We start from the raw sequence: 14115 nt of genomic DNA, 5'->3' as shown, positions 1-14115 counted from the left end.
ATAGAGCCCTCGCGCGCTAGAGTGTCCGCGCAGGAACAGAGGCTACTTACCCCGCGGGAGGGGGCATGTTCACGCGTTTTATACGGTTTTCACCACTCGTCTTGTCAGCTCTGCTGACGCTCGCCGCAGTTTCCGGTTTGATCCTTACCGATTGGTTTCTGGTCGTCGCTATCCTCTTCGGTTTCCTGACGCTGGTCGGGATCCACGATCTGATCCAGACCAAGCATGCGATCACCCGAAACTATCCGATCCTCGGCCATCTGCGGTTCTTCTTCGAGGAAATCCGCCCCGAGATCCGCCAGTACCTGATCGAGGGGGACGACGAGGACATTCCGTTCTCCCGCGCGACGCGCACGATCGTCTATCAGCGCGCCAAGGATATCGAGGATGCCAAACCCTTCGGCACCCGTATCCGCGTCTCGGAATCGGGCTATCAGTGGATTACCCATTCGGTGAAGCCGCGCCATATCGAGGATAGCGATTTCCGCGTCGAGATCGGCGGGGAGGCGTGCAAGCAGCCCTACAAGGCGTCGATCTACAATATCTCGGCCATGTCTTTCGGGGCGCTGTCGGCGAATGCGATCATGGCGCTCAACAAGGGCGCGAAGATGGGCGGCTTCGCGCATGACACGGGCGAGGGCGGGATTTCGCGCTATCACCGTGAGGGCGGCGATCTGATCTATGAGGTCGGCTCGGGCTATTTCGGCTGTCGCAACCATGATGGCAGCTTCAACCCCGAGAAATTCGCCAAACGCGCGCAGGACCCTCAGGTCAAGATGATCGAGCTGAAGCTGAGCCAGGGTGCGAAGCCGGGCCATGGCGGCATGCTGCCTGCGGCCAAGATCACCCCGGAGATCGCCGAGGCGCGCGACATTCCGATGGATCGCGACTGCATCTCGCCCGCCTCGCATTCGGCCTTCTCGACCCCGCTGGAGATGATGGAATTCATCGGCCAGCTGCGCGAGCTGTCGGGCGGCAAGCCGGTGGGCTTCAAGCTTTGCGTCGGTCACCGCCGCGAATTCATGTGCATCGTCAAGGCGATGCTGGAGACCGGCATCACCCCCGATTTCATCGTGGTCGATGGCAAGGAGGGCGGCACCGGGGCCGCACCTCTGGAATTCGCGAACCACATGGGCTTCCCGCTCGTGGAAGGTCTCAGCTTCGTGCACAACACGCTGCGCGGGGCGGGGCTGCGCGATCAGGTGAAGATCGGGGCCTCGGGCAAGGTCGTGACCGCCTTCCATATCGCCAAGGTTCTGGCGATCGGGGCGGATTGGGCGAACTCGGCGCGCGGCTTCATGTTCTCGATCGGCTGCATTCAGGCGCAGTCGTGCCACACGAACAAATGCCCGACCGGTGTGACCACGCAGGACCCGATCCGTCAGCGCGCGCTGGTGGTGCCCGAAAAGTCGACCCGCGTGGCCAATTTCCACCGCAACACGATGAAGGCGCTGGCCGAGATGACGGGGGCTGCGGGCCTCACCCATCCGGGGCAGTTCCTGCCGCATCACCTGCTGGTGCGCGACCGCGAGCGCGATTTCAAAGTGGGCGACGAGATCTATCACTACATGCCCGAAGGGTTCCTCCTGCGCGAGGATGACGACCGCTTCGGCTATCTCAAGCGCTGGAAGCGTGCCCGCGCCGAGGCGTTCGAGCCCTTCGACAGCGGCGTGTGAGATCGGATTTCACGGTATCTTGGGAGAGGCGGCGACGGAGGTTGCCGCCTTTCTTTTTGGCGGCGTCTCTTGCTTGCGATGAGGGGAGTGCCCGAGGCGTCAGAACGCGTGTGAAACCGTGCCTGCGCCCGGGCGGCCAGCCCGGGCCGCGCCCGACCCTCCCCCCGGGAGGGCGCATTTGCACCGGCGCCGCGCGAACGCAGGTTGGGGAGAGGTGGATCGATAAACGGAAATCCACCTAGGGAGCGCATGCGCCCACCCAGAGTCGGGCGCAGCCCTCACCGCCCTGCCACGAGCTTTGCCACGACTTGTTCCGCCGGTCCTTCGAAGGGACCATGCGTGAAGGCGGCGGCGGTGCGGCCTGTCTCGGGGCAGTGATAGACGGCGTTGGAACTGAACGGCCCCGCGCCGGAATGGCCGAAGACGCGGGTGTCGCCCCAGTCGCCGCACATCAGCCCCAGCCCGTAACCATGCCGCGTCCAAGGGCGGTCGGGCAACGCGCCGCCCAATTCGCGGCAGGCGGTCATGCGGGCGAATGCGGCTTTGGGCAGCAGCCCGCGCAGCCCGTGCAATAGCCGCGCCGCATCGCCCGCCGTGCCGATCAGCGTGCGGTGATAGACCCACCCGGGGTGGTAGTCGCGCGCCTCGGGCCAGTGAAGCGCCGCGAAATCAGCGGGCGTTTGGGCGAGCCGGACGTTCTCCAGCCCCAGCGGCGCTGCGATCCGCTCTTGCACCAGTTCCGCGAGGCTCCGGCCTGCCGCGCCTTCGATCACCTCGCGGGCGAGCATGTAGCCGAGGTTGGAATAGCGCCACCCTTCGCCGGGCGGAAATGGCGCGGGCTGCGCGAGCGTCCGGGCCACGAGCAGATCGCGCGGCCACGGCGTGCGCCCCGCTGCTACATCCGCGTGATAGGCGGGCAGGGTGCCGTAATCGGGCAGGCCCGCGCTGTGCTCCAGAAGCTGCGCTAGCGTACCCCCCGCAACCAGCTCCGGCAGATCGAGCGGCGCGTCCAGATCGAGCCGCTTCTCAGACTCGAGCATCAGCGCCAGCGCCGCGATCACGGGCTTGGTGAAGCTCCAATACGGAAAGAGCCGCGCCCCTGACTGGTCCGTTTGGCAGCGGCCGTCGCGGTCGATCGTCGCGGTGAAGGCGGTGGCGGTTTGGGTCAAAGCTTTGTCTTTATATGATTTTTCAGATGGAGCGGGCAGGGCGTTTTCCAATGGTATGTCATTTGCCGCATTGCGGCGCTGAAAAAAGTTGAAACGGCTTTGGCGTTTTGTATCATCACCTATGAATATGATCATGGGAGGAAGGGAGGCTTTCATGAGAGACGCACCCAAAGCATTTTGGTCACCGCTCGCCGCCGGCACCGCGCTCGGCCTGGCGTTGCTGTTGACCTTCGTCGTGACCGGGCATGGGCTCGGCGCATCCGGCTTCGTGACCCGCTTCGCGGCACAGGCCAATGACTGGGTCGCCCCGCAGGCGACCGCTGACAATTCCTATTTCGGGCCTTTCATGGCGGCAGGTAGCCCGCTTCTGAGCTGGATCACCTGGGAAGTGGTCGGCGTCCTGATCGGTGCGTGGCTCGGCGCGAAAGGCGCGGGCCGAATCTCGGTCAAGGTGGAGCGCGGCCCGCGCACCACGAGCGGCAATCGCCTCGTCTACGCGCTGCTTGGCGGCGCGCTCGTGGGCTTCGGCGCGCGTCTGGCGCGCGGCTGCACCTCGGGTCTGGGCCTGTCGGGTAGTGCTACGCTCGCCGTGGCGGGCTTCGTCTTCCTGATCGGCTTCTTCGCGGCGGGCTTCGCCGTCTCCATGATGATGCGGAGGATCTGGCAATGAGCATCCCTCTTTACGATAGCGGCATAGCCTCGGGCCTCCTGTCGGGCATTCTCTTCGGCTACGCGCTGGAGGCGGCGGGCTTCGGCTCTCCGCGCAAGCTGACGGGGCAGTTCACCCTGCGCGACTTTTCGGTCTTCAAGGTGATGTTCACCGCCGTGATCGTCTGCGCCGTGGGGCTTTACGTGCTGCGGACAATGGGCTGGATGGGCCCGGCTGCGGTCTTCATCCCGACGCTCTTCTTCTGGGCGATACTGCTGGGCGGCGTCTTCATCGGCGCGGGCTTTGCCGTGGGCGGCTATTGCCCGGGCACCTCCGTGGTCGGCGTGGCTTCGGGCCGGATCGACGCGGTGGTCTTCGCGATCGGCATGGTGCTTGGCACCTCGGTCTTCGCCTGGGTCTTCGACCCGATCAAGGATTTCTACCTCGCAGGTCAGGGGCCGACGGCACAGACCCTGCCGCAGCTCTTCGGGCTGCCGGAATGGGTGATCCTGCTGGCGCTGATCATCATCGCCGCCGTGGGCTTCCGCCTCGGCACGATCCTCGAGCGGTCGCGCGGCGGTCCGTTCACCGCCGAAGAAGTCTGCGCCCCGGATGACGAGGCCGACGAGTTCGCCCTGACGTCGGCATCGGCAGATGCGCGCGGGTAACGGTTTGTAATACGGACGAAATTCTAGGGAGGAAAAAGTCCATGAAACTGCATAAGAAACGCAAGAGCCTGCTGCGCGCCGCGATGGTGCCGGTGACTGCGGTCGCGATGAGCGCCGCCGTTCCCGCCACTTCCAGCGCGCAGGCGACCAACCCCTGCGCTCCGGCCGTGACGAACCCCTGTGCGCCGGCCAACCCCTGCGCACCGGCGGCCGCCAACCCTTGCGCACCGGCTGCGGCAAACCCCTGTGCGCCCTCGGCGGCCAAGGCCGCGGATGCGGGCAGCGACGCGGCACCGATGGCCAGCGGGCCCTATGACACCACCGTCAAGGCCACCCAGGCGCCCTATGGCGACAAGATGCCCCCGATCGTCGACAACTATCTGCGCGCGACGCCCTATGTCGGCACCGGTGGCTTCATCGATCCGACGGGCATTCCGATGCTCAAGATGCTCGGCTTCAAGACCGTCGTGAGCCTGCTGAAGCCCGACGAAGGCGCGCCGAACGAGGGCGATCTCGTGCAGAAGGCCGGGATGAACTACATCCAGATCTCCGTGCCGACCAAGGCGCCGACCGAGGAACAGGTGGCCGAATTCGCGAAGATCGTCGAAGACCCGGCGAACTACCCGATCCTGCTGCATTGCGAGAGCTCGAACCGGGTCGGCGCGATGTGGGCGCTCTATCGCGCGTCGAAAGGCGTGCCGAACGAGATCGCCATCGAGGAAGGCCGTCAGGTCGGTCTGAAGACCTCGCGCGAACCGGCTGTGCGTGAAATGCTCGGCATGGAGCCGCTCTGAGCGCAGATGTCGCGATGACAAGGACGGGGTCAGCGCCTAGGCTGGCCCCGTTCGCATGAGGAGAGACCGATGACCCGACCCGAAACGCCCTCCGAGATGTCACCCGATAGCGCCAACCCGGCGACGCCCGCGCCCACGCTGCGCATCGCCAATCCCGGGATAGAGGGGCTGCCCCGCGCGCGCCTGGAAGAGATGCACGACGCGGCCGAGACCGTGCTCGAATGCGAGACGGTGCTGGCGAAGTCGGGGATGAGCGTGGTGTCGGAAGTGCTGCGCGGGCAGGGGGATTTCCTCGTCTGGTCGCGCTATCCGCAGGGCGACGTCTTCGATACCGAGACGCATTGCCATTATTTCTACCACGCCCACGATGCGCGCGAGATGGCCGAGGGCGAGAACGGGCATTTCCACTTGTTCATGCGCCCCGAAGGGATCATTCCGGGGCTGGAGCCGTGGGACCTGCCCGGTGCGAAGATCCCCGAGGATGCAGCTGCGCGCTTCGTCCATATCGGCGCGATCAGCGTGGATGCGAAGGGCCGGGCGATCCGCATCTTCACGACCAATCGCTGGGTAACGGATGAATGCCTCTACCGCGCCGAGGACATGATCCGGCTGCTCGATCATTTCGCGATCGAACTGGCGCATCCGAACTGGGCGGTGAACCTGTGGCTGAGCGGAATGGTGACGCTCTACCGTCCGCAATTCGCGGCGCTCCTGCGCGCGCGGGATGCGCAGATCGAGGCGTGGCTGGCGGATCATCCGGGCAGCGAGGTGCTGGAGGATCGCGGCTTGCAGAATATCAGCCAGTGGCCCGTCGATCCGGTCGCCCAGATCGGCGCGATCGAGGACAAGCTCGACCTCTGAGGCGCGGGGCTACACCGGCACGCTCGAGGGCGCGCAGTCATTGACCGAGAGGATCTCGGGCGCGCGCGTCTTCGCGTTCCATTCCACCTCCCAGGCGCGGCAGGGGCCGGATTTGTTCTTCAGCTGCCGCCAGCGTAGCCGGGGCGAGTCCACCCCCTCGCGCAGCAGCTTGTCGTAGATCGGCATCGCGTGCCAGCGCGTCTCCGCCGCGTTCGAGCCGCCATCGGGCAGGATCAGGCACAGCCCCGTCGCGCGGCCCTCCTTGGCGGCCAGTTGCAGTCGCCGCCCGGCCGTCAGCCCGATCTCGCGCGGCAACTCCCCGATCACCAGTGGCACCGAGCCGTCGCGCAGCGCCTCTTCCATCACGGCGAGCGTGTCGGTCTGGTCCTTGCCACGTGCGAGAAGCAACCGCGCCGGGTCGAAGAAGCTCACCAGCCCGCGCGGGTTGAGCCCCTCGCGGCGATGGCGCTCGTTCACCCAGAGGATCGGCCCCGTGGTGCTGGCGCAGACCGCGCAGGCAAAGCTCGTGGTGCCGATGCCACAAACCTCGTGGGTGCGGCCTTCGCGCAGGGGGAACGGGTGGGGCGTGGTCATCGGAGCGGTAGCGGGTCAGGACGAAACAAAACATGAACATTGTAGGCAAGAGAAACCCGGCCTGCAAGGGATCGCAGGCCGGGCAAACAGAATGCCGAAAGCGGCGCGGCGTTACCGCAGGAACTCGAGCAGCGCGATGTTGAACTCTTCCGAATGGGTCACGTTGCAGCCATGCGGCGCGCCCTTGATCGTGAAGAACTGGCTGTCGGGGATCGCGTGGTAGGTTCGCGCACCGGAGCCTTCGAGCGGCACGATCGCGTCGCTGTCGCCGTGGATCACCAGAACGGGCACGCGCACCGCTTCCAAATCCTCCCGGAAATCGGTGGTGCCGAACGCCTCCATGCAGCCAAGTGCTGCGCCCTGGTCGGACTGGTTGCACAGGGTCACCGCCTGTTCGCATTCCTCGGCAGAGGCTTTGAGATTTCCGTCGACGCTGTAGAAATTCTCGACGAATTGCGGGAAGAACGCCTCGCGCCCGTCGCGCAGGCCCTGTTCCATCTCGCCCGCGGCTTCCTTGGTCAGCGGGCCGTCGGGATTGTTATCGCTTTGCATCAGGCAAGGGGTCACGGCGGAGGCGAAGACGGCGGCGCGCAGCCGGTCCTCGCCATGGTTGCGGATGTAGCGCGCGACCTCGCCGCCGCCCATCGAGAAGCCCACCAGCGTCACGTCATGCAAATCCATCGCGGTGAGGATCGCATCGAGATCGGCGGCGAGCGTGTCGTAATCGAAGCCTTCGGTGGGTTTTTCCGCCAGACCGAAGCCGCGACGGTCATAGGTGATGACGCGATGACCGGCAGCGATCAGCGCCGGGACTTGTTTTTCCCACGCCTTGCCCGAGAGCGGCCAGCCGTGGATCAGGACCACGGGCCGACCCGAGCCGCCATGGTCGATTGCGTTGAGTTGGCCGGGGCCGAGCGGGGCTGCTGTCATGGGGGTCCTCCTGCGTCTTCAGCGTTTGAAGATCTCACCTGTTCACTGAAGTAACGCGGGCGACGCGGGCAAAGGTCCGAAATCTCATATATTTTTTGCATGTTTTCACGCCTCGGCTGGAGGGCGCCGAATTCCGTCGATCGCGGTGCCGTGCAACCCCCTCAGATGCTTTGATCATTGCAATTAGCGCCCGTTCGCCTTATGTATTCTCTCGCTACGTTTGATTCCCAGATGCACTGTCTCCTTACGGCTTCAGTTTGCTTTCAAGAACTGACTACGCCGAGCTGACGCATTTCGCAGGCAGCATAATTTAATAGGAGACTCACGATGGCCGAAGGCACCGTGAAATGGTTCAATAGCACCAAGGGTTATGGCTTCATCGCACCGAACGATGGCGGCAAAGACATCTTCCTTCACATCTCCGCCGTTGAGCGCGCTGGCATCCAGCGTCTCGATGACGGTCAGAAAGTGACCTACGATCTGGAAACCGGCCGTGACGGCCGCCAGTCGGCAGGTAACATCGCGCTCGCGTAAGCTGAGCCCGTGTGACGGTTTGAGACGGCCCGTGCAATCGCACGGGCCGTTTTCATTTGGGCCTTACCAGACGTCCGGGTCGATGCCCTTCGCGCTGAGTTCCGAGAACTTGTCCTGCAAGAAGCGCTGGAACGGCTGATCGGCGTAAGCGCCGCTCGCCACGTATTCGAGCCCCGACAGATGGTGGAAGGGCTTGAAATAGCCCGGCATTCTGAAGGCTTCCGCCTCGCGCACGGATTGCGCGCCTGCATTCGCGGCCGGGATCAGCACCTGCGTCGGCGTGAAGTTCACCGCCCATTTCTGCGCCAGCGCGCGCTCTTCCAGCGCCTCGCCGTCGAAATCGGTGACCTCGCGCGCGCCCCAGAGATCGAGCTGCACGACCATGTAGCTCTTCTCGATCAGCCCGGTGATCTCGGGCTTGGCGAAATTCACCAGATGCATCTCGCGGCAATAGGGGCAGCCGCGCTGCTCGAAGAGCACCAGAAGCCCCTTGCCCTGATCGGCGGCCTCCTGAAGATCCTCTCCCAGATCGAGAAAGCCCTCGTGGAAGAAGGGCTGCTGATAGAGCCCGCCATCGCCCATCACCGCCTCGGCCTGCACGGGCCGCGGGCCTCCCAACGCACCTCCCACTGTCATCGCCCCGACTGTCAGGGCCAACATCTCGCGTCTGTTCATCGCGTCGTCCTCCCTTGTGAGAGGCCGAGTATAGCACAGGCGGTGGGTTTGGCGGGAATTACGCGCTGAGGGCCGTGCCCGACCTCGGGTGGGGGCTTCGCTCCGCATGTGACCGGGCCCTTTATCTCGCATGCCCGAATGTAGGTTGTGCCCGCGATGACGTCGCCAATGCGCCCTCCCGGGGGGAGGGTCGGGCGCGGCCCGGGCTGGCCGCCCGGGCGGCTCGCAATCGCCTGACCCGCAACAAAAAAGACCCCGCACTCGGCGGGGCCTTGGATTTCTTCGAATGCGTTCAGACAGTCGGAATGGCCGGAGCCATCGTGCCGCCGAGCTGCATGCGCATCTTTTCGCGCGACTGCGTGATGATCGAGGGGATTAGGAACGCATCGACAAGAACCCACACGCCTAGCGCGAGCAGGAGAAATATGCCGACATAGACGACGAGCGTTAGCCAGCCGAGAATGCACAGAATAAGCTGAGCGACCCCAGTTCCGGTCTTGCCAAGGTAGAAACGATGCGCGCCGAGCATTCCTAGGAAAAACCAGAGAAGATACGCAACGACGGGGGATTTCGCGTCATTCGCAATGCGTTGTTCAATAAGAATTTGTTGTTCAGTTGTCAGAGCCATGATGTCCTCAAAAATTGCCTCTAGAGGTTGAATCTCAAGGTTTCGTGAAGACTTCAGGGTGAAAGCAAGGCGAGAAAAAGAACTTAAGTTTATTTTGGTCTGGGAAAAGTAGTCGCGCGGGTTCATTGCGCCTTGCAATGCTTGCCGAACGGACGGTTCGCCAAAACTTGTTCACCAAACGAAAAAGGCCCCGCGCTCGCGGGGCCTTTTCCAATCTCGTGACCGTCAGCCTCAGGCTTTGGCGAGGTTGCGCAGCACGTAGTGCAGCACGCCGCCGTTCTTGAGGTATTCGATCTCCACCGCGGTATCGATCCGGCTCTTGAGCTTGATCTCCTTGGTGGTGCCGTCCTTGTAGGTGATGGTGCAGGGCACGATCGACTGCGGCTTGATTTCGCCTTCGAGACCTTCGATCGAGACCTCTTCCTCACCGGTCAGGTTCAGATCCTTGCGGGTCTGGCCTTCGGTGAACTCGAAGGGGATCACGCCGAAGCCGACGAGGTTCGAGCGGTGGATGCGCTCGAAGCTCTCCGCGATCACGGCCTTGACGCCGAGCAGGTTGGTGCCCTTCGCCGCCCAGTCGCGCGAGGAGCCTGCGCCGTATTGCTCGCCACCGAAGATCACCAGCGGCTTGCCGGCTTTCTCATAGGCCATCGCCGCGTCGAAAATCGAGGTCTGCTCGCCATCGGGGCCCTTGGTGAAGCCGCCTTCGACGCCGTCCAGCATCTCGTTCTTGATGCGGATGTTGGCGAAGGTGCCGCGCATCATGACTTCGTGGTTACCACGGCGCGAACCGTAGCTGTTGAAGTCCTTCGGTGCGACCTGACGCTCGACCAGGTATTTCCCGGCCGGGGTGTCGGGCTTGAACGAACCCGCCGGCGAGATGTGGTCGGTGGTCACGAAATCGCCCAGCACCGCGAGGATACCCGCGCCCGAGATGTTCGAGATCGTGCCGGCTTCCGGCGACATGCCTTTGAAGTAGGGCGGGTTCTGGATGTAGGTCGACTGCGGCGGCCAGTCATAGGTTTCGCCGCCTTCGACTTCCACGCCCTGCCACTTCTCGTCGCCTTTGAAGACATCGGCGTATTTCTCGATGAACTTCTCGCGGGTGACGACCTTCTCGACGAGATCGGCGATCTCCTTGTCCGAGGGCCAGATGTCTTTCAGGTAGACGTCCTTGCCGTCCGGCGTCTGGGCGATCGGGTCGCTCGACAGATCGATGTTCATGTCGCCTGCCAGCGCGTAGGCCACCACGAGGGGCGGGGACGCGAGGTAGTTGGCGCGCACGTCGGGCGAGATCCGGCCTTCGAAGTTCCGGTTGCCCGAGAGCACCGAGGTCGCGATCAGGTCGTTGTCGTTGATCGCCTTCGAGATTTCCGGCTGGAGCGGCCCCGAGTTACCGATACAGGTGGTGCAGCCGTAACCCACGAGGTTGAAGCCCACCGCGTCGAGATCTTCCTGAAGGCCAGCGGCTTCCAGATATTCCGACACGACCTGCGAGCCAGGCGCCAGCGAGGTCTTCACCCACGGCTTGCGGTTCAGGCCCAGTTCGCGCGCTTTCCGCGCCACGAGACCCGCGCCGATCAGCACGTAGGGGTTCGAGGTGTTGGTGCAGGACGTGATCGAGGCGATCACCACCGAACCGTCGCGCAACTCGTAATCTTCACCTTCGACCTTGGCGGTCTTGCCGATGGTGACCGATTTGGTCGCGATCGGGCCTTCGGCGGCCATGTTCTTGGCTTCCGACGAGATGTCGATGCCACGGTAATCGGCAACCACGCCTTCGAACGCGTCGGCGGCGTTGGTCAGCGCAACATAGTCCTGCGGACGCTTCGGACCCGAGATCGCCGGAACGATGGTGTTCATGTCCAGTTCGAGCGTCGAGGAGTAGACCGGCGCGTAATCCGCGTCGCGCCACATGCCGTTTTCCTTGGCATAGGCTTCGACCAGCGCGATGCGGTCCTTCTCGCGGCCCGTCTGCTCGAGATAGCGCAGGGTTTCCTCATCGACCGGGAAGAAGCCACAGGTCGCACCGTATTCGGGCGCCATGTTGGCGATGGTCGCGCGCTGAGCCAGCGGCAGGTTGTCGAGGCCGTCGCCGTAGAATTCGACGAACTTGCCGACCACGCCATGGGCGCGGAGCATTTCGACGACTTTCAGCACGAGGTCGGTGCCGGTGGTGCCTTCGACCATGGCGCCGGTCAGCTTGAAGCCCACGACTTCCGGGATCAGCATCGAGATCGGCTGGCCGAGCATGCCGGCTTCAGCTTCGATACCGCCCACGCCCCAGCCGAGAACGGCCGCGCCGTTGACCATGGTGGTGTGGCTGTCGGTGCCCACGAGCGTGTCGGGATAGGCGACTTCGGTGCCGTCCTGATCCTTGTCGGTCCAGACGGTCTGGGCGAGATATTCGAGGTTCACCTGGTGGCAGATGCCGGTGCCCGGCGGAACCACGCGGAAGTTCTCGAACGCGGTCTGGCCCCACTTGAGGAACTTGTAGCGCTCGATGTTGCGCTCGTATTCGCGGTCGACGTTCATCTGGAACGCGCGCGGGTTGCCGAATTCGTCGATCATCACCGAGTGGTCGATCACGAGGTCGACGGGCACGAGCGGGTTGATCTTCTGTGCGTCGCCGCCAAGACCCTTGATGCCGTCACGCATTGCCGCGAGGTCGACCACGGCCGGAACGCCGGTGAAGTCCTGCATCAGCACGCGGGCGGGGCGGTAAGCGATCTCGCGCGGGTTCTTGCCGCCTTGCTCGGCCCATTCGCCGAAAGCCTTGATGTCGTCGGTCGAGATCGTGAAGCCGTTATCCTCGAACCGCAGGAGGTTCTCCAGAACCACCTTCAGCGAGGCGGGCAGCTTCGAGAAATCACCCAGGCCAGCCTCGGTGGCGGCGGGGATCGAGTAATAAGCATAGGTTTTCGAACCGACGCTGAGTTCGCGGCGGGTCTTTGCGGTATCCTTACCGGTAACGATGGGCATGAGAATGGCCTCCCTTCAAGGGTCCTAAGGGTGTCGCTGGCGTGTGTTTGCCCCAAGCGCGCGATCCGTTCAAGAGGGTCGGGGCATTTTTAGTATACCATTGCACACAAAAACACGCGACTGGAGCGACCCAGCGTCATCTTGAACCGCGCATGGGCCGTATACGTTGGACATATATCGTTTCGCGCGCCCGGACAGAAAGAAATCTCTCAAAACATTGATTAGGCATGGTCTGAGCAGAAACGCTAGGTATAAAGACGGCGAAGTGAGGAGTGTTTTTCGAGTGCGCGCAGGACGTTTGACCGCGATGGGAGCTGCTTTCGCCGCAGGGCTGGTAAGCTTTGCGGAATTTGCGTCTGCCCAAGGGGCAGCCGACGCGCCGCCCGGGATGCGTCTCAACGCCTCCGAGGCGCTTCTCGACCAGATGGCCTCCGAGAAATCCGACACCCCCGCGAAGCCGAACCCCGTGGCGCCCGATCCCGACACCGAAGGCGAGCACGACCCGGTCGTGGTCGAGCTTTATACCTCGCAGGGCTGTTCGTCCTGCCCGCCGGCGGATGCGCTCTTGAAGGAGCTCACGGATCGGGACGATGTGATCGCGCTGGCGCTGCATGTCGATTACTGGGACTATCTCGGCTGGAAGGATCCCTTTGGAAAGCCTGAGTTTTCCGCCCGCCAGAAATCCTATGCGATCGCCGCGGGCGAGCGCACGGTCTACACCCCGCAGATGATCATCGCGGGCCGTGAGGCCCTGATCGGGCCGCAGGAAGCGGCGCTCGATACCGCCATCGCACGCGAGAGCGACGCCCATCCCGAGGTCGATCTGAAGATCACGGGAGAGGGCGATCATTACGAGATCGCGCTGAGCCCGGTCGATAAGCTGGAGACGCCCGCGATGGTGCAGCTCGTGCGCTACAAGCCCTCCGCCACGGTCGACATCCTGCGCGGCGAGAATGCCGGGCGCACGGTGACCTACAAGAACATCGTCACCAGCCTGACCGGCATCGCCGAATGGGACGGGCGCGCGCCGGTGACGCTCTCGGTCGATCTCGACGGGGACGCGCCCGCCGTGGTGATCGTTCAGGAATCCCGCCCCAGCAAGAACGGCCCGCTGCCCGGGCCGATCCTCGCCGCAGGTCAGCTGGACTGACCGGGGCGGATCGAGCTGCGCCGAGCCCGTCAGGGCAGGGCGCAACCGTCCCTTCGGTACCCTGATTTTTCCTTGCATCCAGACGCGCATCCCGTATAAGGCCGCATCTTCCGCGTTTGCTATGAACCGGCGGAGCCTCTCGTGTTGGGTTGCGGAAGTGTCAGACGCCCAACTTTGAAGCCGCCTCGAAATACAGGAGTTCGCATGCCGCTTTACGAGCATGTCCTCATCGCGCGTCAGGATCTGTCCAACGCGCAGGCCGAAGGCCTTGTCGAACATTTCTCCACGGTCCTGTCGGACAACGGCGGCAAAGTCGTCGATTCCGAATACTGGGGCGTGAAGACCATGGCCTACAAGATCAACAAGAACCGCAAGGGCCACTACGCCTACCTGCGCACCGACGCCCCGTCGGCAGCCGTGCAGGAAATGGAGCGTCTGGCCCGTCTGCATGACGACGTGATGCGCGTCCTGACCATCAAGGTCGACGAGCACGAAGAGGGCCCCTCGGTCCAGATGCAGAAACGTGACGAACGCGACAACCGTCGCGAGCGCCGTTGATCGGTAGACAGGAGTAGACACCATGGCAAAACCGTTTTTCCGCCGTCGTAAGGTCTGCCCGTTCTCGGGTGAGAACGCGCCGAAGATCGACTACAAGGACACCCGTCTTCTGCAGCGCTACATCTCTGAGCGCGGCAAGATCGTCCCCGCCCGCATCACCGCCGTTTCGGCGAAGAAGCAGCGTGAACTGGCCCGCGCGATCAAGCGCGCCCGCTTCCTCGCCCTGCTCCCCTACGCCGTGAAATAA

At 63.7% G+C, this 14115-nt stretch carries 15 protein-coding genes; 9 read left to right on the top strand and 6 right to left on the bottom strand.

The annotated features are described in order from the left end of the window. Positions 1-65 precede the first annotated feature (65 nt). Positions 66-1676 carry an FMN-binding glutamate synthase family protein gene (locus BMI91_RS14840; RefSeq protein ID WP_078549977.1) on the top strand — a complete coding sequence of 537 codons (1611 nt, stop codon included), beginning with the start codon at positions 66-68 and terminating at the stop codon, positions 1674-1676. 278 nt (positions 1677-1954) lie between these two features. Here the strand turns inward: BMI91_RS14840 and BMI91_RS14835 are convergent, their stop codons facing one another. Next, positions 1955-2845, bottom strand: coding sequence for a serine hydrolase domain-containing protein (locus BMI91_RS14835; RefSeq protein ID WP_244176653.1), 891 nt, complete (start codon positions 2843-2845; stop codon positions 1955-1957). Between the two features lie 154 nt (positions 2846-2999). Between BMI91_RS14835 and BMI91_RS14830 the strand changes: the two genes are divergently transcribed. The 4 genes from BMI91_RS14830 (at position 3000) to BMI91_RS14815 (ending at position 5817) form a co-directional block, all read left to right on the top strand. Continuing rightward, the gene (locus BMI91_RS14830) at positions 3000-3515 is read left to right on the top strand and encodes a YeeE/YedE thiosulfate transporter family protein (protein WP_078540566.1); all 516 of its coding nucleotides are present in this window, start codon (positions 3000-3002) and stop codon (positions 3513-3515) included. After that, positions 3512-4162 carry a DUF6691 family protein gene (locus BMI91_RS14825; RefSeq protein ID WP_078540567.1) on the top strand — a complete coding sequence of 217 codons (651 nt, stop codon included), beginning with the start codon at positions 3512-3514 and terminating at the stop codon, positions 4160-4162. Before BMI91_RS14830 ends, BMI91_RS14825 begins: the two co-directional genes overlap by 4 nt. A gap of 41 nt (positions 4163-4203) precedes the next feature. After that, positions 4204-4956: a protein tyrosine phosphatase family protein gene (locus tag BMI91_RS14820; RefSeq protein ID WP_078520931.1), complete on the top strand. Its 753-nt coding sequence runs from the start codon at positions 4204-4206 to the stop codon at positions 4954-4956. A gap of 69 nt (positions 4957-5025) precedes the next feature. Continuing rightward, a complete protein-coding gene (locus BMI91_RS14815; protein WP_078601250.1) occupies positions 5026-5817 on the top strand; it encodes a DUF6969 family protein in 792 nt (263 codons plus the stop codon). A 9-nt stretch (positions 5818-5826) separates the two neighbouring features. On the opposite strand, the gene BMI91_RS14810 is transcribed toward BMI91_RS14815, so the two are convergent. Continuing rightward, positions 5827-6411 (bottom strand): ImuA family protein, encoded by a 585-nt coding sequence (locus BMI91_RS14810; RefSeq protein WP_078605670.1) that lies wholly within the window; start codon positions 6409-6411, stop codon positions 5827-5829. Positions 6412-6522: 111 nt separating this feature from the next. Beyond that, positions 6523-7341, bottom strand: a complete 819-nt coding sequence (locus BMI91_RS14805) for an alpha/beta fold hydrolase (protein WP_078605667.1) — start codon at positions 7339-7341, stop codon at positions 6523-6525. Between the two features lie 327 nt (positions 7342-7668). On the opposite strand from BMI91_RS14805, the gene BMI91_RS14800 reads away from it, so the two are divergent. After that, complete coding sequence (locus BMI91_RS14800; RefSeq protein WP_078520927.1) at positions 7669-7875, top strand: cold-shock protein; 207 nt, start codon at positions 7669-7671, stop codon at positions 7873-7875. A 63-nt stretch (positions 7876-7938) separates the two neighbouring features. Here the strand turns inward: BMI91_RS14800 and BMI91_RS14795 are convergent, their stop codons facing one another. From BMI91_RS14795 to acnA, 3 genes are all read right to left on the bottom strand, one after another. Beyond that, positions 7939-8550: a thioredoxin family protein gene (locus BMI91_RS14795; protein ID WP_078605664.1), complete on the bottom strand. Its 612-nt coding sequence runs from the start codon at positions 8548-8550 to the stop codon at positions 7939-7941. 292 nt (positions 8551-8842) lie between these two features. Continuing rightward, positions 8843-9304 (bottom strand): TM2 domain-containing protein, encoded by a 462-nt coding sequence (locus tag BMI91_RS14790; protein WP_244176652.1) that lies wholly within the window; start codon positions 9302-9304, stop codon positions 8843-8845. A gap of 105 nt (positions 9305-9409) precedes the next feature. Beyond that, positions 9410-12160, bottom strand: a complete 2751-nt coding sequence (acnA, locus tag BMI91_RS14785) for an aconitate hydratase AcnA (RefSeq protein WP_078605661.1) — start codon at positions 12158-12160, stop codon at positions 9410-9412. 307 nt (positions 12161-12467) lie between these two features. Between acnA and BMI91_RS14780 the strand changes: the two genes are divergently transcribed. The 3 genes from BMI91_RS14780 to rpsR all read left to right on the top strand — a co-directional run bounded on the left by BMI91_RS14780 (position 12468) and on the right by rpsR (position 14115). Continuing rightward, positions 12468-13310: a DUF1223 domain-containing protein gene (locus BMI91_RS14780; RefSeq protein WP_244176651.1), complete on the top strand. Its 843-nt coding sequence runs from the start codon at positions 12468-12470 to the stop codon at positions 13308-13310. A gap of 204 nt (positions 13311-13514) precedes the next feature. Continuing rightward, positions 13515-13868, top strand: a complete 354-nt coding sequence (rpsF, locus tag BMI91_RS14775; RefSeq protein ID WP_078520924.1) for a 30S ribosomal protein S6 — start codon at positions 13515-13517, stop codon at positions 13866-13868. Positions 13869-13890: 22 nt separating this feature from the next. Beyond that, positions 13891-14115 (top strand): 30S ribosomal protein S18, encoded by a 225-nt coding sequence (gene rpsR / locus BMI91_RS14770; RefSeq protein ID WP_038073027.1) that lies wholly within the window; start codon positions 13891-13893, stop codon positions 14113-14115.

It is taken from the genome of Thioclava sediminum, assembly GCF_002020355.1.
Taxonomy (GTDB): domain Bacteria; phylum Pseudomonadota; class Alphaproteobacteria; order Rhodobacterales; family Rhodobacteraceae; genus Thioclava; species Thioclava sediminum.
This window is presented reverse-complemented; position numbering and strand designations above follow the sequence as displayed.